General features: G+C 70.8%; 21 protein-coding genes and 4 tRNA genes. 6 read left to right on the top strand and 19 right to left on the bottom strand.

Features of this window, described 5'->3' with window-relative positions:
- Positions 1 to 2: 2 nt before the first annotated feature.
- From yajC to thrS, 12 genes are all read right to left on the bottom strand, one after another.
- The gene (yajC, locus tag ACUP6Y_RS10815) at positions 3 to 320 is read right to left on the bottom strand and encodes a preprotein translocase subunit YajC (RefSeq protein WP_462556175.1); all 318 of its coding nucleotides are present in this window, start codon (positions 318 to 320) and stop codon (positions 3 to 5) included.
- A gap of 128 nt (positions 321 to 448) precedes the next feature.
- Complete coding sequence (gene ruvB, locus ACUP6Y_RS10810; RefSeq protein ID WP_462556172.1) at positions 449 to 1,528, bottom strand: Holliday junction branch migration DNA helicase RuvB; 1,080 nt, start codon at positions 1,526 to 1,528, stop codon at positions 449 to 451.
- 12 nt (positions 1,529 to 1,540) lie between these two features.
- A complete protein-coding gene (gene ruvA, locus ACUP6Y_RS10805; protein WP_462556169.1) occupies positions 1,541 to 2,134 on the bottom strand; it encodes a Holliday junction branch migration protein RuvA in 594 nt (197 codons plus the stop codon).
- Positions 2,131 to 2,655: a crossover junction endodeoxyribonuclease RuvC gene (gene ruvC / locus ACUP6Y_RS10800; protein WP_462556166.1), complete on the bottom strand. Its 525-nt coding sequence runs from the start codon at positions 2,653 to 2,655 to the stop codon at positions 2,131 to 2,133. The genes ruvA and ruvC overlap by 4 nt, the downstream gene beginning before the upstream one ends.
- Positions 2,656 to 2,741: 86 nt before the next feature.
- Positions 2,742 to 3,509, bottom strand: a complete 768-nt coding sequence (locus tag ACUP6Y_RS10795; protein WP_462556164.1) for a YebC/PmpR family DNA-binding transcriptional regulator — start codon at positions 3,507 to 3,509, stop codon at positions 2,742 to 2,744.
- Positions 3,510 to 3,775: 266 nt separating this feature from the next.
- The gene (gene pdxT / locus ACUP6Y_RS10790; RefSeq protein ID WP_462556162.1) at positions 3,776 to 4,354 is read right to left on the bottom strand and encodes a pyridoxal 5'-phosphate synthase glutaminase subunit PdxT; all 579 of its coding nucleotides are present in this window, start codon (positions 4,352 to 4,354) and stop codon (positions 3,776 to 3,778) included.
- Positions 4,351 to 5,244, bottom strand: coding sequence for a pyridoxal 5'-phosphate synthase lyase subunit PdxS (gene pdxS, locus ACUP6Y_RS10785; protein ID WP_462556160.1), 894 nt, complete (start codon positions 5,242 to 5,244; stop codon positions 4,351 to 4,353). Before pdxS ends, pdxT begins: the two co-directional genes overlap by 4 nt.
- 31 nt (positions 5,245 to 5,275) lie before the next feature.
- Positions 5,276 to 5,914, bottom strand: a complete 639-nt coding sequence (gene pgsA / locus ACUP6Y_RS10780) for a phosphatidylinositol phosphate synthase (protein ID WP_462556157.1) — start codon at positions 5,912 to 5,914, stop codon at positions 5,276 to 5,278.
- 11 nt (positions 5,915 to 5,925) lie between these two features.
- Positions 5,926 to 6,483 (bottom strand): HIT family protein, encoded by a 558-nt coding sequence (locus tag ACUP6Y_RS10775; protein ID WP_462556155.1) that lies wholly within the window; start codon positions 6,481 to 6,483, stop codon positions 5,926 to 5,928.
- Entirely contained in the window at positions 6,480 to 7,226 is a 747-nt protein-coding gene (locus ACUP6Y_RS10770) for a TetR/AcrR family transcriptional regulator (RefSeq protein ID WP_462556152.1), read from the bottom strand. The genes ACUP6Y_RS10775 and ACUP6Y_RS10770 overlap by 4 nt, the downstream gene beginning before the upstream one ends.
- 46 nt (positions 7,227 to 7,272) lie before the next feature.
- A complete protein-coding gene (locus tag ACUP6Y_RS10765) occupies positions 7,273 to 8,268 on the bottom strand; it encodes a hypothetical protein (protein ID WP_462556150.1) in 996 nt (331 codons plus the stop codon).
- Positions 8,269 to 8,271: 3 nt separating this feature from the next.
- The gene (gene thrS, locus ACUP6Y_RS10760; protein WP_462556147.1) at positions 8,272 to 10,257 is read right to left on the bottom strand and encodes a threonine--tRNA ligase; all 1,986 of its coding nucleotides are present in this window, start codon (positions 10,255 to 10,257) and stop codon (positions 8,272 to 8,274) included.
- A 143-nt stretch (positions 10,258 to 10,400) separates the two neighbouring features.
- Here thrS and ACUP6Y_RS10755 point away from each other — a divergent pair, with 143 nt between their 5' ends.
- Complete coding sequence (locus tag ACUP6Y_RS10755; RefSeq protein ID WP_462556144.1) at positions 10,401 to 10,952, top strand: Dps family protein; 552 nt, start codon at positions 10,401 to 10,403, stop codon at positions 10,950 to 10,952.
- A 55-nt stretch (positions 10,953 to 11,007) separates the two neighbouring features.
- Here ACUP6Y_RS10755 and ACUP6Y_RS10750 read toward each other — a convergent pair.
- Both ACUP6Y_RS10750 and ACUP6Y_RS10745 read right to left on the bottom strand, forming a co-directional pair.
- A tRNA-Val gene (locus ACUP6Y_RS10750) sits at positions 11,008 to 11,079 on the bottom strand.
- 71 nt (positions 11,080 to 11,150) lie between these two features.
- On the bottom strand, positions 11,151 to 12,974 hold the full coding sequence (locus ACUP6Y_RS10745) for a flavin-containing monooxygenase (RefSeq protein ID WP_462556142.1): 1,824 nt from the start codon (positions 12,972 to 12,974) through the stop codon (positions 11,151 to 11,153).
- Positions 12,975 to 13,067: 93 nt separating this feature from the next.
- Between ACUP6Y_RS10745 and ACUP6Y_RS10740 the strand changes: the two genes are divergently transcribed.
- From ACUP6Y_RS10740 to ACUP6Y_RS10725, 4 genes are all read left to right on the top strand, one after another.
- On the top strand, positions 13,068 to 14,246 hold the full coding sequence (locus ACUP6Y_RS10740; RefSeq protein WP_462556139.1) for a GAF domain-containing protein: 1,179 nt from the start codon (positions 13,068 to 13,070) through the stop codon (positions 14,244 to 14,246).
- Positions 14,247 to 14,282: 36 nt separating this feature from the next.
- Entirely contained in the window at positions 14,283 to 14,960 is a 678-nt protein-coding gene (locus ACUP6Y_RS10735; RefSeq protein WP_462556136.1) for a site-specific integrase, read from the top strand.
- Between the two features lie 154 nt (positions 14,961 to 15,114).
- Positions 15,115 to 15,426, top strand: coding sequence for a hypothetical protein (locus ACUP6Y_RS10730; RefSeq protein WP_462556134.1), 312 nt, complete (start codon positions 15,115 to 15,117; stop codon positions 15,424 to 15,426).
- A gap of 57 nt (positions 15,427 to 15,483) precedes the next feature.
- Positions 15,484 to 15,831 (top strand): helix-turn-helix domain-containing protein, encoded by a 348-nt coding sequence (locus ACUP6Y_RS10725; protein WP_462556132.1) that lies wholly within the window; start codon positions 15,484 to 15,486, stop codon positions 15,829 to 15,831.
- 805 nt (positions 15,832 to 16,636) lie between these two features.
- Here the strand turns inward: ACUP6Y_RS10725 and ACUP6Y_RS10720 are convergent.
- The 3 genes from ACUP6Y_RS10720 to ACUP6Y_RS10710 all read right to left on the bottom strand — a co-directional run bounded on the left by ACUP6Y_RS10720 (position 16,637) and on the right by ACUP6Y_RS10710 (position 16,922).
- Positions 16,637 to 16,711 (bottom strand) — tRNA-Val (locus ACUP6Y_RS10720).
- Between the two features lie 17 nt (positions 16,712 to 16,728).
- Positions 16,729 to 16,799: transfer RNA gene (locus tag ACUP6Y_RS10715), tRNA-Cys, on the bottom strand.
- A 50-nt stretch (positions 16,800 to 16,849) separates the two neighbouring features.
- Positions 16,850 to 16,922, bottom strand: a tRNA-Gly gene (locus ACUP6Y_RS10710).
- 144 nt (positions 16,923 to 17,066) lie between these two features.
- Here ACUP6Y_RS10710 and ACUP6Y_RS10705 point away from each other — a divergent pair.
- Positions 17,067 to 17,894: an aminotransferase class IV gene (locus tag ACUP6Y_RS10705; RefSeq protein ID WP_462556130.1), complete on the top strand. Its 828-nt coding sequence runs from the start codon at positions 17,067 to 17,069 to the stop codon at positions 17,892 to 17,894.
- A 718-nt stretch (positions 17,895 to 18,612) separates the two neighbouring features.
- On the opposite strand, the gene ACUP6Y_RS10700 is transcribed toward ACUP6Y_RS10705, so the two are convergent.
- Both ACUP6Y_RS10700 and ACUP6Y_RS10695 read right to left on the bottom strand, forming a co-directional pair.
- Positions 18,613 to 19,047, bottom strand: a complete 435-nt coding sequence (locus ACUP6Y_RS10700; RefSeq protein WP_462556128.1) for a hypothetical protein — start codon at positions 19,045 to 19,047, stop codon at positions 18,613 to 18,615.
- Positions 19,048 to 19,117: 70 nt separating this feature from the next.
- Entirely contained in the window at positions 19,118 to 20,197 is a 1,080-nt protein-coding gene (locus tag ACUP6Y_RS10695; protein WP_462556124.1) for a potassium channel family protein, read from the bottom strand.
- Between the last annotated feature and the right edge of the window lie 15 nt (positions 20,198 to 20,212).

The following is a 20,212-nucleotide window of genomic DNA, read 5'->3' as shown; positions in this document are numbered from 1 at the left end:
GCTCAGCGCTCCTCTTCGTCGTCGGGACGGTCGGTCAGGTCATCGGAGGTCTCCGGCTCGGCGTCGCGGCGCACGGACGCGACCGCGCCCCGCACCACCCGGATCACGATGCCGGGGGCGAGCTCGACCTCGAGGTGGTCGTCCGCCTCTCCCGTGATGGTGCCGAAGATGCCGGAGGTCAGCATCACGTCGTCACCGACTCTCAGGCCCGCCTGCAGCGAGGCAGCCTGCTTGCGCTGGCGCGAGGCGGGGCGGATGATCAGCAGCCAGAAGATGGCCGCGATCGCCACGATCGGCAGCAGGGACGCAGCGTCTTTCACAGACAAACCTCTCCAAAGGGCACGGACGGACACCGCAGGACGAAGCCGTCCCCGGGACCGCCGGTCAGTGTAGCCACGGACCCTGGCACGACACGGATCGACGGCGGATTCGGTGTGGATAACCGGGGTCAGTCCTCGAAGAGGGTGGGCCCCACGGCGTCGTAGGGCAGCGCGGGCGGGGCGAGCCCGAGATGGCTCCACGCGGCCGGGGTCGCGATCCGGCCGCGGGGGGTGCGGGCGAGGAAGCCGTTGCGGACCAGGAACGGCTCGGCGACCTCCTCGACGGTCTCGCGCTCCTCGCCCACCGCGACGGCGAGCGTCGAGACACCGACCGGTCCCCCGCCGAAGCGGCGGCACAGCGCCTCGAGGACCGCCCGGTCGAGACGGTCGAGGCCGAGCTCGTCGACCTCGTACAGGTCGAGCGCCGCCTGGGCCACCGGGCGGGTGACCACGCCGTCCGCGCGGACCTGGGCATAGTCGCGCACCCGGCGCAGCAGCCGGTTGGCGATGCGGGGCGTGCCCCGTGAGCGGCCGGCGATCTCGGAGGAGCCGTCGGAGGCGAGGTCGACGCCGAGCAGGTCGGCGGAGCGCCGCACGATCCGGTCCAGCTCGTCGGGCTCGTAGAACTCGAGGTGGGCGGTGAACCCGAACCGGTCGCGCAGCGGTCCCGGCAACAGCCCGGCCCGGGTGGTGGCGCCGACCAGGGTGAACGGCGGCAGCTCGAGCGGGATCGCGGTCGCGCCGGGTCCCTTGCCGATCACGACGTCGACCCGGAAGTCCTCCATCGCGAGGTAGAGCATCTCCTCGGCCGGCCGCGACATCCGGTGGATCTCGTCGACGAAGAGCACCTCGCCCTCGTTGAGCCCGGACAGGATCGCCGCGAGGTCGCCGGCGTGGGTGATCGCCGGGCCGCTGGTGATCCGCAGCGGCGCGTTCATCTCGTGGGAGATGATCATCGCCAGCGTGGTCTTGCCGAGTCCCGGCGGACCCGACAGCAGCACGTGGTCGGGCGCCCGCCCCCGCTGCCGCGCGGCCTCGAGCACCAGGCCGAGCTGGTCGCGGACCCGGGCCTGGCCGACCACCTCGTCGAGGCTGCGCGGACGCAGGGCGGCCTCGACCGCCCGCTCGTCGCCCTCGGCCTCGGCGGCGGTCAGCGAGCGGAGGTGGACGTCCTCCGCCGCCTCCAGGTCGTCCTCGTGGAAGGGCATCTACGCAGCCTTTCAGGCCTTCGACAAGGAGCGCAGCGCGGCCCTCAGCAGCGCACGTACGTCGGGCGCCGCCCCCGCCTCGCCGGCGACCGCGTCGACGGCCTTGTCGGCGTCCTTGGCGTTGTAGCCGAGGCCGACCAGGCCCTGGTGGACCTGGTCGCGCCAGGCCCCGTCGGCCACCGAGCCGGTGCTCGTCGTGCCGGGGGCCACGCCGATGCGGTCCTTGAGCTCGAGGATGATCCGCTGCGCGCCCTTCTGGCCGATGCCGGGGACCCTGGTGAGGGTGCGCACGTCGTCGGAGGCGATCGCGTTGCGCACGCCGTCGGGCGAGAGCACCGCCACGATCGCCTGGGCGAGCTTGGGCCCCACGCCGGAGGCGGTCTGGACGAGCTCGAAGATCGTCTTCTCCTCCTCGTCGGCGAAGCCGTAGAGGGTCAGCGAGTCCTCGCGCACGATCATGCTGGTCGGCAGCGTGGCCGAGGCACCGGTGCGCAACTGGGCGAGGGTGCCGGGGGTACACATCAGCTCCAGGCCGACCCCCCCGACCTCGACGACGGCACTGGTGAGGGTCAGGGCGGCCACCTGGCCGCGGACGAAGGCGATCATCGCGTCCTCTTTCCTGCAGCCGCCAGGGCCGCATCGATCCGGGCCTGGGAGCCCCCGCGCCAGATGTGGGTGATGGCCAGGGCGAGGGCGTCGGCGGCGTCGGCGGGCTTCGGTGGAGCGTCGAGGCGCAGGATCCGGGCCACCATGGAGCCGACCTGGGCCTTGTCGGCGCGGCCGTTGCCGGACACGGCCGCCTTGACCTCACTCGGGGTGTGCAGCGCGACCGGCAGCCCGCGCCGCGCGGCGCACACCATGGCGATGCCGGCAGCCTGGGCGGTGCCCATGATCGTGCTGACGTCGGAGCGGGCGAAGATCCGCTCGATCGCGACCGCGTCGGGCCGGTACTCGTCGAGCCGGGCGTCGATGCCCCGCTCGATGGTCACCAGCCGCTCCGGGATGGCCAGGTCGCTCGACGTACGGATCACGCTCACGTCGACCAGCGCCAGCGGGCGCCCGATCGAGCCCTCGACCACGCCGAGGCCGCAGCGGGTCAGCCCCGGGTCGATCCCGAGCACGCGCACGTCAGCACCTTTCGTCCGAACATGTGTTCGGACCCAAGGTAGACGCTTTCCGTGGTCAGCACGGAAAGACACGCCCGGACGACTGATCAGTCCTCGAGCTGGTCGAGGATCTCGTCGGGGATGTCGGCGTTGGTGAACACGTTCTGCACGTCGTCGAGGTCGTCGACGGCGTCGACCAGCTTGAACACCTTGCCGGCGGCGGTGGGGTCGGCGACGGGGATGTCCATGGTCGCGACGAACTGGACCTCGGCCGAGTCATAGTCGATGCCGGCGTCCTGCAGCGCCGTGCGGACCGCGACGACGTCGGTGGCCTCGGACTGGACCTCGAAGCTCTCGCCCAGGTCGTTGACGTCCTCGGCGCCGGCGTCGAGCGTCGCCTCGAGCAGGTCGTCCTCGGAGACCTGCTTGGCCTCCTGGCTCTTGGCGACCACGACCACGCCCTTGCGGGTGAACAGCCGCGAGACCGAGCCGGGGTCGGCCATGGTGCCGCCGTTGCGGGTGACCGCCGTGCGGACCTCCATCGCGGCCCGGTTGCGGTTGTCGGTGAGGCACTCGACGAGGAGCGCGACGCCCTGGGGACCGTAGACCTCGTACATGATGGTCTCGTAGTCGACGCCGCCGCCCTCGAGGCCGCCGCCGCGCTTGACCGCGGAGTCGATGTTCTTGTTGGGCACCGACTGCTTCTTCGCCTTCTGGATGGCGTCGAAGAGCGTGGGGTTGCCGGAGGGGTCAGGGCCACCCATCTTCGCGGCGATCTCGATGTTCTTGATCAGCTTCGCGAAGAGCTTGCCGCGCTTGGCGTCGATCACGGCCTTCTTGTGCTTCGTGGTCGCCCACTTGGAGTGGCCAGACATACCCGTCCCTCTTGGTCACAGTGTCGTTTTCTTAGGCAGCGCCGGTGCCTAAGAGGGAACCGGCGCACCGCTCTGCTCGGTGCCGGCCGTGGAGTCTACCCGTGGCCACACGAACAGCACGTCGGCCCGGCGACCGGCTCGGCGTGGAAGGGCACCACCGCGACGACCGTCAGGCCACGCACTCCGTCGACCCACTGGTGGCGCACGCGCCGACGACGGCGGGCCACGGCGTCGTCGCGGCGACGACGCCGCTGACGACGGCTGACCTACCCGACGAGGTCGAGGAACACCCGGTGTACCCGGCCGTCGCCGTCGACCTCCGGGTGGAAGGAGGTCGCCATCAGGTGTCCCTGCCGTACGGCGACCGGGTGGCCCTGGGCCTCGGCCAGCACCTCGACGTCGGGGCCGGTCCGCTCGACCCAGGGCGCGCGGATGAAGACGGCATGCACCGGGTCGGCCAGCCCGGCGAAGGGCAGGTCCGCCTCGAAGGAGTCGACCTGGCGGCCGAAGGCGTTGCGCCGCACGGTCACGTCGAGCCCGCCGATCGTCTCCTGGTCGGCGGTGCCGCCCTCGATCCGGTCGGCCAGCAGGATCATCCCGGCGCAGGTGCCGAAGGTCGGCATGCCGTCGCGGACCCGCGCGCGCAGCGGCTCGAGCAGCTCGAAGGTCCGCGCCAGCTTGGCCATGGTGGTCGACTCCCCGCCGGGGAGCACGAGGCCGTCGCAGCGCTCGAGCTCGGCCGGGCGTCGTACGGCGAACGCGTCGGCCCCCAGCGCCGTGAGGGTCTGGAGGTGCTCGCGCACGTCACCTTGCAGCGCGAAGACGCCGATGGAGCGCCGCGTCACCAGCCGCGCTCGGCCAACCGGTGGGGCTGGGGGATCTCCTCGACGTTGATGCCGACCATGGCCTCGCCCAGCCCCCGCGACACCTTCGCCACGACGTCGGGGTCGTCGTGGAAGGTCGTGGCCTTCACGATCGCCTCGGCCCGCTGGGCCGGGTTGCCGGACTTGAAGATGCCGGAGCCGACGAACACGCCCTCGGCACCCAGCTGCATCATCATCGCCGCATCCGCCGGGGTCGCGATCCCACCCGCGGTGAACAGCACCACCGGCAGCTTGCCGGTGCGGGCGACCTCGACGACCAGGTCGTAGGGCGCCTGGAGCTCCTTCGCCGCGACGTACAGCTCGTCGTCGGCCAGCGAGCCCAACCGGCGGATCTCGGCGCGGATGGTGCGCATGTGGGTCACCGCGTTGGACACGTCACCCGTGCCCGCCTCGCCCTTGGAGCGGATCATCGCCGCGCCCTCGGTGATCCGGCGCAGCGCCTCACCCAGGTTGGTCGCACCACACACGAACGGCACCGTGAACGCCCACTTGTCGATGTGGTTGGCGTAGTCGGCCGGGGTCAGCACCTCGGACTCGTCGATGTAGTCCACACCCAGCGACTGCAGCACCTGGGCCTCGGCGAAGTGCCCGATCCGGGCCTTGGCCATCACCGGGATCGAGACCGTGGCGATGATGCCGTCGATCATGTCGGGGTCGCTCATCCGCGACACCCCGCCCTGGGCCCGGATGTCCGCGGGGACCCGCTCCAACGCCATCACGGCCACCGCGCCGGCGTCCTCGGCGATCTTCGCCTGCTCCGGGGTCACCACGTCCATGATGACGCCACCCTTGAGCATCTCGGCCATGCCGCGCTTGACCCGGGTGGTGCCGTGCTCCTGCTGCTCGCTCATGTGACCAATCGTACGGCGGCGGCCGGCTCCGCTACGCGGGGGGCTGGCCTTCGGACGCGAGTGCCTGGCGACGTACCTTCAGCACCCGGAAGACGACCGTGTAGGTGCTCGCCAGGGCCAGGGCCCACAAGGTGACGTACATCAGGATCGGGAGGTCGAACAGCGCCCCCAGGCCGGTCATCACGAGGATCGAGACCAGCCGGTCGGCCCGCTCGGCCAGGCCGCCCTTGGCGTCCATGCCGAGGGACTCCGCGCGGGCCCGGGCATACGAGGTGACCGAGCCCATCACCAGGCACCACAGGGTCACGCAGAGGTAGAGGTAGCTGTCGCCCTGGTCCTTGCCGGTGCCGGCGAAGTAGAGCGCGAGGCCGCCGAAGATCGCGCCGTCGCCGATCCGGTCGAGGGTGGAGTCCCAGAAGGCGCCGAACTTCGAGACCCGGCCGGTCTCGCGGGCCATCCGGCCGTCGATCAGGTCGCTGAACACGAAGGCGGTGATGAACAAGACGCCGATGAGCAGCTCGCCCTGCGGGAAGAAGATCAGGGCTCCGGCGCTGACGCCGAGCGTGCCGACCAGGGTCACCGCGTCGGGGCTGATGCCCAGCCGGATGAACAGCCGCACCACCGGATGCAGCACGGTCCCGGCCCAGAACTCCTTGAAGCGCTCCAACACGGGTCGAGAACCTACCCTGAGCCCGTCGCGGGCCAGGCGCCGGCGAGCAGATCCCGGGTGTCCCCCAGCAGCTGGGGCAGCGTCTTCGTGCCGCCGATCACGGTCATGAAGTTCGCATCACCCGACCACCGCGGCACGACGTGCTGGTGCAGGTGCCCCGACAGCGACCCGCCCGCGGCGCCGCCGAGGTTGAGCCCGACGTTGAAGGCGTGCGGCTGCGAGACCGCGCGGATGGTGCGCAGCGCCGTCTTGGTCAGCGCGGTGACCTCGTCGGTCTCCTCGTCGGTGAGGTCGAGGTAGTCGGCGACGTGACGGTAGGGCAGCACCATCAGGTGGCCGGGGTTGTAGGGGTACAGGTTGAGCACGACGTACGCCGTGCGCCCGCGGAACACGACGAGCTCGTCGTCGGTGGAGGCTGCCGGGTCGGGGGTGATCCGGCAGAACGGGCAGGTCGGGCGTGGGTCGGCGTGGGTCGGCTCCTCGGCCGGGTCGGCCTCGCCGCGGACATAGGCCATCCGGTGCGGCGTCCACAGCCGGTCGAGCCCGTCGGGACCGGTGACGGGGGTCATGCGCCGCCCTCGGAGCCGGTGTCGGAGTCGGCCGGACCGAGCGCCTGGAGCAGCTCGGCGACCGGGAGGTCGGGCAGATTGAGGCCGCGCGAGAGCGCCATGCCGTTGATCTGCAGCCAGATCGACTCGGACAGGATCGCGATGCAGGCCTCGATCCCGGGCTCGCGGACGTCACGCTCCAGCCAGCGGCGGACCGCGGCGAAGACGGCGCCGATCATGCCGAACACCCACGGGTCGAGGGCGGCGCGGTCGTCGTCGGTGAGCTCGACGCCGAGCGCCGCGACGACGATCGCCATGATCCCCTCGATGCCCTCGGCGACCTGCTGGACGGCCTGGCTGAGCGGGCTCGGGCCCCAGCCGGCCAGGTCGCGCTCGGCGAACCAGTACAGGGTGGGGTGCGCCTCGGCCCAGCGGATGAAGTTGCCGACGATGCGGTGGATGATCTGGTCCGGCGTGCCGTCGTACGACAGGGCGGGGAGCAGCTGGTTGCCGACCTGCTCGCAGATCGCCCGCTGGACGGCGCGGTCGAGGTCGGAGCGGTCCTCGAAGTGGCGGTAGATGACGGTTCGGCTCATGCCCGCCTGGTCGGCGACGGCCTGGACCTGGACCTCCTCACCCGGCGCCTGGCGCTCGAGGACGGCGATCGCCGCGTCGATGATCACCTGACGGCGCACCTGGTTGTGCTCCTGCCAGCGCCGCCGACGCCCGTCGAGCGGCTCGGTCTCCGCACTCTCCGAGGTCATTGCCGAACCCTCTCACGTCGCCCCACGTCCACGCTGCCGCTCACCCTCACGCGAACCGGTGGAACCAGCGGCCGAGGTCGGCCGCGATCCCCGGACAGGTCAGGTTCAGGTCGCGCTCCTGCGCCACCCACTGTCCCATGACGGCGGTGCCGCCCTGGATCGACCAGTCGGCTCCGCACCGGTTGAGCGCCTCCGCGCGGGAGGTCTGACCGGCGGCGCGCCACTCGGGGACGCCACCGAGGCTCAGGTCGCCGACGACGCGGCGGTAGAGAGCCGGCGTGGAGTAGACGCCGATCGCGAAGCCGGCGTCGGTGTAGCCGCGCGCGACGCCCTCGATCACCGCGGCGTTCTCCTTCAGGTCCGCGCTCCAGTCGAAGTTCGGCACCGGCTCGATGTCGATCCACACGATCGGGCTGACCACGCCGACCTGGCCCATCGTGCCGATGTTGAACCGGGCCTGCTGGTAGCCGACGTTGCGCAGCCTCCCCAGCCGGTCGGTCGCCTCGTAGGGCCCGTCGGCGCCGTACCTCTTCAGCGTGGCCGCGCTCGGGTAGCTCGACACGGCGTACACCGAGACCAGCACGTCGTTGTCCCTGGCCCACGCGACCTGGTCGGCGAGGCACGGGTTGGGCGTGAAGCCGGGGCCGTTGGTGAGCCCGAGGACGACGTACTGGGCCTCGGGCAGCGGCATCGGCAGCCCCTTGCCCTGCTTCTCGGGGATGCCCGTCCCGGGCGGGCACTGCGGCCAGCTCACGTCGCCGCCGAGCACCTCGCCGTCGCGCGGGGCGATGTCGCTCGTCGGGCCCTGGCCGGCGTTGCGGGCGGCCTCCTCGGCCAGCTTGGCCAGGTCGCTCGCGTCGGCCCCGGGATCGCCCGCGTCACCGGCGGGAGCGCCGTCGACCGCGGTCTCGGTGGCGGTCGGTGTGGTGACGGGCGGGCGCGGGGGCGCACCCGTGGGCGTGGATCCGCCGCAGCCCGTGAGTACGCCGGCCAACGCCGTGGTGGCGCAGGCGAGCGCCACCCGGCGACCGCCGCCGCCCATGGCTCAGACCTGCTCGCGCGCGTCGACCGCCGCCACGACCCGGGCGACGGCCTCGGCGATCGGCACGCCGTTGTCCTGGCGCCCGTCGCGGTAGCGGAAGCTGACCGCCCCGGCCTCGACGTCCTGGTCACCGGCGATGACCATGAACGGCACCTTCTGCAGCTGGGCGTTGCGGATCTTCTTCTGCATCCGGTCGTCGGACTCGTCGACCTCGACCCGGATCCCGTGCTTCTTCAGCTCGGCGGCCACCTCGTGGAGGTAGTCGACGTGCCGCTCGGCGATCGGGATGCCCTGGACCTGGACCGGGGCGAGCCACGGAGGGAAGGCGCCGGCGTAGTGCTCGACGAGGACGCCCATGAACCGCTCGATCGAGCCGAACTTGGCCGAGTGGATCATCACCGGCTGCTGACGGCTGCCGTCCGCGGCGACGTACTCGAGGTTGAAGCGGTCGGCCGAGGGCTGGTTGAAGTCGTACTGGACGGTCCCCATCTGCCAGGTGCGGCCGATCGCGTCCTTGGCCTGCACCGAGATCTTCGGGCCGTAGTACGCCGCGCCGCCCGGGTCGGGGACCAGCTCGAGCCCGGTCGCGCGGGCGACGTCCTCGAGCACCTGGGTCGCCTTCGCCCAGTCCTCGTCGGAGCCGATGAACTTGTCCTTGGACTCGTCGCGAGTCGACAGCTCGAGGTAGAAGTCGTCGATCCCGAAGTCGCGCAGGAGCGAGAGCATGAAGTCGAGCAGGTGCTCGACCTCGGCCGGCGCCTGCTCCGGGGTGACGTAGGAGTGCGAGTCGTCCTGGGCGAAGCCGCGTACGCGGGTCAGGCCGTGGATCACGCCGGACTTCTCGTGCCGGTAGACGTGGCCGAACTCGAACAGGCGCAGCGGCAGCTCGCGGTAGGAGCGCTGCCGGGAGCGGTAGATCAGGTTGTGCATCGGGCAGTTCATCGCCTTGAGGCGGTACTCCATGCCGTCGACGTCGAGGGCCGGGTACATCCCCTCGCCGTAGTACGGCAGGTGCCCGGAGGTGTAGAACAGCCCCTCCTTGGCGATGTGGGGCGTGCCGACGTACTCGAAGCCCTCGGCGATGTGGCGCTCGCGGACGTAGTCCTCCATCGCCCGCTTGATCACACCGCCCTTGGGGTGGAAGACTGGCAGGCCGGAGCCGATCTCGTCGGGGAACGAGAACAGGTCCAGCTCGCGCCCGAGCTTGCGGTGGTCGCGGCGCTCGGCCTCCTCCAGCCGGTGCAGGTGGGCGTCGAGGTCGTCCTTGCTCGGCCAGGCGGTGCCGTAGATGCGCTGCAGCTGCTTGTTCTTCTCGTCGCCGCGCCAGTACGCCGCCGCGCTGCGCATCAGCTTGAACGCGGGGATCCGCTTGGTGGTCGGCAGGTGCGGGCCCCGGCACAGGTCCTTCCAGGCGACCTCGCCGTTGCGGTTGAGGTTGTCGTAGATGGTGAGCTCGCCGGCGCCGACCTCGGCGGACGCTCCCTCGGCGGCCTCGCCCGCGCTGCCCTTGAGCCCGATCAGCTCGACCTTGTACGGCTCGTCGGCCAGCTCGACCAGGGCGTCCTCGTCGCTGGTGACCCGGCGCTCGAAGCGCTGGTTCTCCTTGACGATCTTGCGCATCGTGGTCTCGAGCTTCGCGAGGTCCTCCGGCACGAACGGGGTCTCGACGTCGAAGTCGTAGTAGAAGCCGTCCTGGATCGGCGGGCCGATGCCGAGCTTCGCCTCGGGGAAGACCTGCTGCACGGCCTGTGCCAGGACGTGGGCGGTGGAGTGGCGCAGGATGTCGAGACCGTCGGGGCTGTCGATCGCCACGCCCTCGACCTCGTCGCCGTCGACCAGCTCGTAGGACAGGTCCTTGAGCACGCCGCCGACCCGGGCGGCGATGACGTCGGCGTCGTCGCGGAACAGCTCCCAGGCCTTCGTGCCCGTGGTGACCGTCTCCTCCTGGCGCGCGTCAGGACTGAGTACGGCGACCTTGATGTCGGGCACGGAAGGACTCCCTCGAGTGGATCGTGACTGTCGGCGTGACCGGTCGGCGCGCCGGGTCCCGATCGTACCGAGCGGACCGCGCCTGCCGCGCGGCAGTTCTCCGGACCCGTGTGATCCGGCCGGGACGGCGTACTGAACAGGGCATGGCCCGTAACCAGACCCTGCACTTCACCACGCCCGGCCTCGACGAGAAGGCGGCCGTCCGCGTCGTCGAGCTCCTCCAGAGCCGCCTCGACGCCTGCACCGACCTGCACCTCACGCTCAAGCACGTGCATTGGAACGTGGTCGGCCCGCACTTCATCGCCGTCCACGAGATGCTCGACCCCCAGGTCGACACGGTCCGCGGCTTCGCCGACGCCCTCGCCGAGCGGATCGCCACCCTCGGCGGCTCGCCCCAGGGCACGCCCGGCGGCCTCGTCGAGCGCCGGCCGTGGGACGACTACGACATCGGCCGCGCCACCACCCAGCAGCACCTCGCCGCCCTCGACGTCGTCTACCAGGGCGTCATCTCGACGTACCGCGACGGCATCCAGGAGCTCGACGAGCTCGACCTGGTCACCCAGGACATGTTCATCTCCCAGACCGAGCAGCTCGAGCTCTTCCACTGGTTCGTCCGCGCCCACCTGGAGGACACCGGCGGCCGGCTGAGCACCGCCGGTGACGCCACGGAGAAGGACGCGGCCGCGGACGCCTGAGCCCCGCCGCAACGAGAAGAGCCGCGCTCGGTGAGCGCGGCTCTCGGGTGTCCGGTGGGCGATACTGGGTTCGAACCAGTGACCTCTTCGGTGTGAACGAAGCGCGCTACCACTGCGCCAATCGCCCGGACGCGGACCGATAGGAACCGCGGTCGGAGACTCTAACGCATCTCGCGACCGCGGTTCACATCGGGGACCTCAGCCGAGGTGGTGGACCTCCTGCAGCCGATGCACGGGGGTGTCGATGCCGACGTGTCGCGCCTTGAGCTGCAGCGCCAGGTAGAGGGAGTAGTGACGCGACTGGTGCAGGTTGCCGCCGTGGAACCAGAGGTTCTGCTGCTGGGTCGGCTTCCACATGTTGCGCTGCTCGCCCTCCCACGGGCCGGGGTCCTTGGTGGTGTCCGAGCCCAGACCCCACACTTTGCCCACCCGGTCGGCGACCTCCTGGCTGATCAGGTCCGCGGCCCAGCCGTTCATCGAGCCGTAGCCGGTGGCGTAGACGACGAGGTCGGCGGGCAGCTCCGTCCCGTCGGCCAGGACGACGGCCGTCTCGGTCAGGTGGTCGACCTGGCCGTGCGCCAGCTTGACGTCGCCGCTCGCCACCAGCTCGGCGGCGCCGACGTCGATGTAGTAGCCCGAGCCGCGGCGCAGGTACTTCATGAACAGGCCCGACCCGTCGTCGCCCCAGTCGAGGTCGAACCCGGCGGCGGTCATCCGGTCGTAGAAGTCCTTGTCTCGCTCGCGCATCTTGTCGTACAGCGGGATCTGGAACTCGTGCATGATCTTGTACGGCAGCGACGCGAAGACCAGGTCGGCCTTCTCCGTGGTCATGCCGGCCTCGAGGGCCCGCTCGGAGTAGAGGTCGCCGAGGCCGATGTCCATCAGGGTGTCGCTCTTGACGATGTGCGTCGAGGAGCGCTGCACCATGGTCACGTCGGCGCCGGTCTCCCACAGGGCCCCGCAGATGTCGAAGGCCGAGTTGTTGCTGCCGATGACGACGACCCGCTTTCCGGCGTACGCGTCCGGTCCGGGGTGCTGCGAGGAGTGGTGCTGCTCGCCCTGGAAGACCTCGGCCCCCGGGTACGACGGCACGTTGGCCTTGCCCGACATGCCGGTCGCCATCACCAGATGGGTCGGCTTGAGGACCAGCGGCCTGCCCTCGCGCTCGAGGTGGACGGTCCACTCCCCCGCGCTCTCGTCGTAGGCGGCCGAGGTGGCGACCGTGTTCGACCAGTACGGCACCTCCATCACCCGCGTGTAGAACTCCAGCCAGTCGCCGACCTTGTCCTTGGGTGCGAAGACCGGCCAGTTGTCGGGGAACTTGAGGTAGGGCAGGTGGTCGTACCAGACCGGGTCGTGCAGGCACAGCGACTTGTAGCGGTTGCGCCACTGGTCGCCGGGGCGCGGGTGCTTGTCGATGACGAGCGCCGGTACGCCGAGCTGACGCAGCCGCGCGCCGAGGGCGATGCCGCCCTGGCCGCCGCCCACGACGAGCACGTAGGGCTGGGTGTCGACGCCGAGGGCGGCGTCCTCGGCCTGGCGCCTCTCCAGCCAGGTCACCCGCTCCTTGGTGGCGCCGTGCTCGGCGCCCATCGGACGTCGTACGCCCTTGGCCTCCTCGTGCCCCGTGAGCTCGTAGAGGGTGGTGAGGAACGTCCACGCCTTCGGGCCGTCCTCGTCGACGACCCGGAGCAGACCGCGGCCGCGGCCCACGGACGTCTCGAACTCGAACCAGGCGGTGGTGACGCCGTCGGCGGTGTCGGCCGGCTCGGTGAGCCGGAAGCCGCGCGGATCGACCCGGTCCAGGGTCGCGGCGAGCAGGTCGGCGACACCGTCGGGGTTCTCGACGGTGGTGAGGTTCCAGGAGAAGGCGATCAGGTCGCGCCAGAAGCTGGTCGCGGCGAACAGACCGGCGGCGCGGTCGATGTCGCGGGCGGTGAGGGCGTCCTCGAAGGCCGCGAACCAGGCGGTGGCGGGGTCGGTGTCGGCCGTGGTGACGGGCCGGTCGTCGAGCTGGGTCATGCCGAGAAGTCGACCGCCACGAGCCTCGTCCCGGGAACCGTTGCACGTTGTTGCATGTGGCCTCGATCACACTGGACGGCCTACGGTGGTGCCATGGCCACGCACGACCTCGCGATGCGGGCCCGCGACCTGGTCCGGATCCACGACGCGGTGCTCTCCGGCTCCGCGCCGCCCGAGCGGCCGCGGGCCGTCGTCGCGCGGTCATGGACCCGGGTGCTCAACCTCGGGATCGACCCGGACGGGCGCAACGGCCGCGACCCGCTCACACCCGCCGAGGTCGAGGAGCGCCGGCGCACCTCGCGCCTGGCATTGGTCATCGACGAGATCCGCGAGCTGCTGCTCAGCGCCGCCGATGCGTCGAACTACCTGGTCGTGGTCACCGACGCCGACGGCGTGGTGCTGTGGCGCAGTGGGTCCCCGCGCGTCAAGCGACAGGCCGACGGGCTCGGGTTCACCGACGGCGCGACCTGGACCGAGGCGAGCGTCGGCACCAACGCGATCGGCACCGCGCTCGCCGAGGCCGCGCCAGTGCAGCTCTTCTCGGCCGAGCACTTCGAGAACGCGCAGGTGCCCTGGTACTGCACCGCCTCCCCCATCCACGACCCGATCGACGGCTCCCTCCTCGGCATCGTCGACGTCAGTGGACCCGCACTGAGCCTGCATCCCGCGATCGAGGCGCTGGTCACCGCGTCGGTCCGGCTCGCCGAGGCCCGGCTGTGGCGCCACCACGAGGAGCGCCTCGACCAGCTGCGGCGTACTGCCGAGCCGCTGCTCTCCGGCGCCAACGGTCCGCTGCTCGTGGTCGACGACCACGGCTGGGTCGCGGCCCACCACGGCGTCGCCGTACGCGATCGGGTGGAGACCCCTCGACCCGACCGGGCGCTCGCCGTACCGGGTCTCGGGCTGTGCCTGCCCGAACGCCTGCGCGGCGGCTGGCTGATCCGGCCCTCGACCTCGTCGCAGACCCTGGTGGCCCGCCTGGACCTGGGCGCCTCCCCCGCCACCCTCGAGGTCCGCGGCGGCGACTCCCCCTGGCGGGTGGCCCTCACCCCACGCCATGCCGAGCTGCTCGCCGCCATCGCCACCGCCGGCCCCGCCGGGGTGTCGGCGGGCCGGCTCAGCCAGGCGCTGTACGGCGACAGCGAGCGCCAGGTGACCGTGCGGGCCGAGATCTCGCGGATGCGGCGGGTGCTCGGCGCGCTGCTGGCCACCAACCCGTACCGGCTCGGCGAGGGAGTCTCGTTGAGCGTGGTCGACGCCGCGGCCCGCTGACGCGAAACCGCCCCTGATCTGCCTACACCGGTCCCGATGGTCGGCTCCTCCGAGCACCGACGACCTTCGAAGCCAGGAAGGACGCCGTTGCCTGGCTCACCAATCGCCGGGGAGACGATCCGGGCGCAGGCCTACAGCCTGCTGCGCACCATCCTCGGGTCCGCTGCCGCGGCGACGCCGAAGCCGTTGATTACGTACAACCCAGCGCACATCCGGGGCGCCGGCAATGTCAAACGTGCGCACAAGGTCCGACCCGCGTCGCTCCAGGAACTGGAGTCGATCGTCGGGGCGCTGCCTGATCGCTACAAGCTGATGGCGCTGCTCGCCGCCTGGTGTGCGATGCGGTTCGGCGAGCTGGCTGAGTTGCGCCGCAGCGACATCGACCTTCGCGCCAACCGGGTCTCGATCACCCGCGGCGTGGTCCGGGTCGGCGGGACATTCGTCGACGGGTCGCCCAAGTCCGACGCCGGCGTCCGCGATGTCGCCATCCCACCGCACCTGGTCCCAGTCGTGAAGGCGCACCTGAAGAACCACACCGGCGCAGTGCTTGCCGCCCAGACTGGGGCGACGCTTGCCGAGTTGATGGGTCGCCTTGGTCATTCCACGCCGGGCGCTGCGATGCGCTACCGGCACGTCGCCGCGGATCGTGGCGCCGAGATCGCGCGACGTCTCTCCGCGCTCGTGTCGGAGCCGAATGGCACGGTGGCCGAGTGAGCACGTGGACCGCCGAGTTCTACGAGGACGCCGATGGCCGGCGTCCCGTTGAGGTCTGGATGGGTGATCTTGGCGAGTCGAGTTCGAGGCGCTGGCGACTGCGATCGAGGAGATCCTCGAGAAGGACGGCGTCGCACTCGCCAGCACGCCTTGGTTGAAGGCCCTCGGTGAAGGTCTTCACGAGTTCCGGGTCAGGCATGACGCAGCAACCATCAAGGCCCTCTACACCAACTCGGGAGCCAGCAAGCCGACGAAGCCCGCGAAGATCCTGCTCCGCCTGTTCGTACACTTCCACGGGCAGAAGGTCATCCTCTTGCTTCACGGCTACGACAAGGGCAGCGACGACAGCCCGCGGCGCCAGGACAAGGAAATCGAGGAAGCGCGCAAGAGGCTTCGCGCGTGGCGTATCACCCAAGCGAGTCAGGCGAAGGCGCAGCCGCGCGACAAGTCACGACGCAGACGCTGACGCAAGCATTGTTCGTATGGGCTATCACCCATACACTGGTCGACGAGAGGAGTCACCATGGCTAAGAAGTTCTCCGGGTACGCGCGCGAGCGCCGTGCCGACCAGAGCGCAGAGGGGCGCGAGGCTGAGCGCGTCTTCCGTGTTGCCTACGCCTTCGGCCATGTCATCTACTCCGCCCGCAAGGCACGCAACCTTCGCCAGTCGGACCTAGCGGAGCTGAGTGGAATCGCGCAAGCGGACATCAGCCGCATCGAGCGGGGACAGATCGCGCCGACCGCCCCGACCCTCATCAAGCTCGCCGACGCGCTCGGCGCGCAGATCCAGTTCGTACTGCCTCCGGGCGAGCGTGATGCCGTCGACGCCGAGGACCACGGCGAAGTATTTGCCCTCAGCGTCGGCGCGTAGCCGCTTTCGTATGGCGCTCAGCCGATGGGCTCATCCTCACCACCGTGCTGCGTCTGCTGCAGATGTCTGGCGCGCTCGCTGGGGCGGAGTCGGATGAGCGCGCCAGGTGGGCCGGTGATTTCTGGATCGGACGCCTCCGGTCCGTGGCTCGCGCCCGGTCTGTGCGGTCGCCGAGGTGGTCCTGCTGATGCGGCACGGGCCAGTCGTGGTGAGGCCCGGGAAACAGAACGGTCGCGAACGCTCGTTCTGGATCCAGCCGCCACAGTTGGCGGGCGAGCCAGAACAGGTGCAGTCCGTACTGGCCGGGTACCTCGACGAACTCCACCCCGTGAGCAGTGGTTCAGCCAGCAGGTCGATCCGGATCGAGGATCTCCGCCCTGCCCTCGTCGTTCAGACACCCATGTACTCATTGGGAACCACTGCGTTGAACGGAGCGACTCGACCTGGGTGACCTTGCCGGACGAGTCCCAGCTCGGGATGGTCTCCAGGACCAGGCGGCGCAACGAGACGAGTTCGGCCAGAGGTTCGATGCTCGTGATCTTGGGCAGGTGCGTGATCTTCCACTGTTCGAGTCGCTTGAGAGGGCGCAGGGCATCCAGGGTCGCGGCGTGCCAGTCGATGACCTCCAGGGAGACGAGGTTGCTCATCTCCCTCAGTGCATCCCAGTTCTCGAATCGGCAGGCCAGGATGCGAGCGCGGGTGAATCGCACGGGATCCGGAGGTGCCACGAACACAGCGCTTCGATCCCGTTTTTTTCCCGAAAACGGAAAGAGACCCCCGAGAGGGCCTCTGACCTGCGGTTATCTGGTGGGCGATACTGGGTTTGAACCAGTGACCTCTTCCGTGTCAAGGAAGCGCGCTACCGCTGCGCCAATCGCCCCTGTGGAGTTGTCTGTGAGGTGGGTACGGGATTTGAACCCGTGTACACGGATTTGCAGTCCGTTGCCTCGCCTCTCGGCCAACCCACCGCGGCGGCCCCACACACTGGCCTGGTCAGGCAGTGGGTCTGACCACTCCGAGCGGACGACGAGGCTCGAACTCGCGACCTCAACCTTGGCAAGGTTGCGCTCTACCAACTGAGCTACGTCCGCATCGCACTGCCTTGCTTGCCTCTCGGCCCGCCCTGCGGTGCGTTGAGAACAGTAGCCGATTGCGTGAACCGCGCCAAAACGGGGTCCACCGCCGGCATGTCGACGCCCGCGCGGTCGTTGTCCGCCCCCTTCTACGCTGGCTCCATGCGCGTGTGGATCAACGGCCGAGTCCTGTCCGACCCGACGGCGCCGGCGGTGCCGGTGACCGATCACGGACTCACCGTCGGCGACGCGGTGTTCGAGGCGGTCAAGGTCGTCGGCGGGCAGCCGTTCGCGCTGCAGCGCCACCTCGACCGGCTCGAGCGGTCGGCGGCGGGTCTGGGGCTGGTGGGCCTCGACATCGATGAGGTACGACGCGGCGTGGCCGCCGTCCTCGAGGGTGACGCGCTGCCGCTGGGTCGGCTGCGGATCACCGTCACGGGCGGCAATGCGCCGCTGGGCAGTGGGCGTGGTGACGACCCGCTGACGGCGATCGTGGTGGCGGCCCCGATGGATCCGGCGCCGGAGACGACCGCGGTGGTCACGGTGCCGTGGCCGCGCAACGAGCGGGGACCGCTGGCGGGGCTGAAGACGACGTCGTACGCCGAGAACGTGGTCGCCCTGGCGGCGGCGCGGGAGAAGGGGGCGAGCGAGGCGATCTTCGCCAACCTGGCGGGGAACCTGTGCGAGGGGACGGGGACCAACGTCTTCTACGTGGTCGATGGCCAGGTGCGCACGCCGACGCTGGCCAGTGGCTGCCTCGGCGGAGTGACCCGGGCCCTGGTGCTGGAGTGGTTCGGGGCGCGCGAGGTCGATGAGCCGATCGAGGTGGCGGCGGGGGCCGACGAGGTCTTCCTGGTCTCGACGACCCGCGACGTGCAGGGTGTGCATCGCTGGGACGACCGTGAGCTGCCGGCCCCCGGCCCCCTCACGCGACGGGCCGCCGCGGCCTGGCGCGAGCACGAGGCCGGGCTGCTCGGGCTCGACCGGTAGCCCACCTCACCCGACCAGGAAGCTGAACCGGACCTCGTCGCGAGCCCGCAGGTCGCGTGCGGGACGAAGACGTGGAGCAGGCCGTCGCCGCGACCGGCCACGAAGGCCGCGCAGTCGCGGGTCAGGTCCACGACGACGTCGCGGTCGCCCGTGCGGTTGGTCCGGGTCTCGGTGTCCACGGGACCGTCATCGGGCCCGCGGCCAAAGTGCGTCATCTGCTCCGTCGCGGGTGCGCTCTTCCCGCGACGGAGCAGACACCCGGGTAGCCGGGTCCGGCAGGCGCTCAGCGGTCTCCCGGCGAGCACCCGCCCGTGGTCAGGCAGAGTGGGGATGCCTCACCACGGCCGGCCCGATGCAGGGAACAGCCACGAGCCGGGGAGCGGGGGACGCAGGGGCCAGCGCCGAGCTGCGGACGTCGCACGATCGACATGCGCGGATCCCTTCGTCGTCGCGACCGGGCCGATCCCGAGACTCGCCTGGTCCTGGCTCACCCTAGGACCGTCCCAGGGCGTCCGGAGCACACTTCCCGAAGGCTTTACCCAGCGGTCGCGGCCACGACCAGCAGCGCCCTGCCCGGCATGGCCGGACAGGGCACCTGGTGCCCGGCGAGTGTGGGGTTCGTCGGGCACGCTGTGGTTGGGAACCGGGACCGAGAGTAGTGGCCGCGACCGCCACATGTGGCGAAATCGGCGAGATGACGCCGGATGACCTCCGGGAGTCAGAGCTGGGTGCCGTCGATCCTCGGCTCGGCCGGCGGGTCGGTGGGATCGAGGTCCTCCGCCACCGCCCTCGGATACGACGCCGGGCCGCCCGCGTGCGTGAGCTGGCCGCGTCGCGCGAGCACCGCGACCGCCGCTCCCAGCAGCCCGAGGGCGCCGACGACGAGCAGCACCCGTCCCCGACGTCGCGGCTGCGCCGGCAGGCGGTCCGTGACCTGGTCGGGCAGCCGGTCACGGACCTGGTCGGGGATCCGGCCGGCGAGTGACGTAGCCGCCTGGGCGCCCTTCTCGGCCGCGATGGCGCGCCCCTGGTGCAGTAGGGGTGGGGTCTTCTCCGCCACGGTGTGGACGGCGGACTCGACGTCGGGCACGACGGCGTCGACGAGGTCGCGCAGGTCGTCCCTCAGCTGTTCGGCCGTGCTCTTGCGGTGCATGGGTGCCTCCTCCTCGGATACGGACTTCGCACGCGCAGTACCCGATCTGCGCGGGGCAACCCCGGACGGGTCAGTCCTCGTCGGCGGCGAAGTCCTCGTCGTGGGTGCCGGGGCGCGGCGCCCAGGGCAGCTCCTTGGCCGGACGTACGACGACCAGCCGGTCCCCGCGGGCGAGCAGGGTCACCACCGGGTCGAAGTAGCGGTACACCTTCTCGTCGCGGATCACCGCGATCACCTGGTCGGGCAGGGACTGGGGCGGCATGCCGACCTCGTTGACCAGCAGCTCGCGCTCGGCGACCTCCAGCCCCTCGCCGTAGGTGAGCAGGTCCTCCATCACCGTGCCGAGCGTGGGCGAGAGGGTGGAGAGGCCGAGCAGACGGCCGACCGCGTCGGAGGAGGTGATCACCGAGTCGGCGCCGGACTGGCGCATCAGCGGCGCGTTCTCCTGCTCGCTGACGGCGGCGACGATCCAGGCGTCGGGGTTGAGCTGCCGGACCGTCAGGGCGGCGAGCACGTTGGAGTCGTCACGGCCGGTGGTGATGATGACCTGATCGGCCTCCGCGACGCCGGCGCGCTGGAGGACCCCGCGGCGGGTGGCGTCGCCGGTGACGACCGCGAGCTGGTCGGCGTGCGCGTCCGCCAACGCGACCGGGCTCGGGTCGACCACCACGACGCGCTCGCGGTCCAGTCCGTTGCCGACGAGCGTCTCGACGGCGCTGCGGCCCTTGGTGCCGTAGCCGATCACCACGACGTGGTGTCCCATGTTCTTCCTCCAACGAGAGATCCGGAAGAGCTCGCGGCTGCGCTGCGCGAGCACCTCGAGCGTGGTGCCGATCAACAGCACCAGGAAGCCGATGCGGGCCGGGGTGATGATGAACGCGTTGACCAGCCGGGCGCCGTCGCTGATCGGCGAGATGTCGCCGTACCCGGTCGTGCTCAGGGTGACGGTCGTGTAGTAGAGCGAGTCGACCAGGGAGATGGTGCCGTTGGGGTCGGCCGCGGTCGCGTCGCCGGTGTCGCGGTAGCCCTCCCGGTCGAAGTAGACCAGCAGCACGGTGCCGACGAGGATGCCGAGGGCGAGCAGCAGCCGGCGCCCCAGCTGCCACCACGGGGAGCGGATCCGCTCGGGCAGTGCGACCTTCCCCGTCAAGGGGGTCTCCGCCGG

The organism is Nocardioides sp. S5-5, from assembly GCF_054954065.1.
The sequence above is the reverse complement of the archived record's forward strand: the minus strand, read 5'-3'. Positions and strand labels throughout refer to the sequence as shown.

Bases quoted from the DNA above. Each gene is read 5' to 3' on its own strand.
- ruvB (WP_462556172.1), bottom strand. From the start codon at position 1,528: ATGCCCTTCCACGAGGACGACCTGGAGGCGGCGGAGGACGTCCACCTC.
- ruvA (WP_462556169.1), bottom strand. From the start codon at position 2,134: ATGATCGCCTTCGTCCGCGGCCAGGTGGCCGCCCTGACCCTCACCAGT.
- ACUP6Y_RS10795 (WP_462556164.1), bottom strand. From the start codon at position 3,509: ATGTCTGGCCACTCCAAGTGGGCGACCACGAAGCACAAGAAGGCCGTG.
- pdxS (WP_462556160.1), bottom strand. From the start codon at position 5,244: ATGAGCGAGCAGCAGGAGCACGGCACCACCCGGGTCAAGCGCGGCATG.
- ACUP6Y_RS10775 (WP_462556155.1), bottom strand. From the start codon at position 6,483: ATGACCCCCGTCACCGGTCCCGACGGGCTCGACCGGCTGTGGACGCCG.
- ACUP6Y_RS10770 (WP_462556152.1), bottom strand. From the start codon at position 7,226: ATGACCTCGGAGAGTGCGGAGACCGAGCCGCTCGACGGGCGTCGGCGG.
- ACUP6Y_RS10765 (WP_462556150.1), bottom strand. From the start codon at position 8,268: ATGGGCGGCGGCGGTCGCCGGGTGGCGCTCGCCTGCGCCACCACGGCG.
- ACUP6Y_RS10755 (WP_462556144.1), top strand. From the start codon at position 10,401: ATGGCCCGTAACCAGACCCTGCACTTCACCACGCCCGGCCTCGACGAG.
- ACUP6Y_RS10745 (WP_462556142.1), bottom strand. From the start codon at position 12,974: ATGACCCAGCTCGACGACCGGCCCGTCACCACGGCCGACACCGACCCC.
- ACUP6Y_RS10740 (WP_462556139.1), top strand. From the start codon at position 13,068: ATGGCCACGCACGACCTCGCGATGCGGGCCCGCGACCTGGTCCGGATC.
- ACUP6Y_RS10735 (WP_462556136.1), top strand. From the start codon at position 14,283: ATGGTCGGCTCCTCCGAGCACCGACGACCTTCGAAGCCAGGAAGGACG.
- ACUP6Y_RS10725 (WP_462556132.1), top strand. From the start codon at position 15,484: ATGGCTAAGAAGTTCTCCGGGTACGCGCGCGAGCGCCGTGCCGACCAG.
- ACUP6Y_RS10705 (WP_462556130.1), top strand. From the start codon at position 17,067: ATGCGCGTGTGGATCAACGGCCGAGTCCTGTCCGACCCGACGGCGCCG.
- ACUP6Y_RS10700 (WP_462556128.1), bottom strand. From the start codon at position 19,047: ATGCACCGCAAGAGCACGGCCGAACAGCTGAGGGACGACCTGCGCGAC.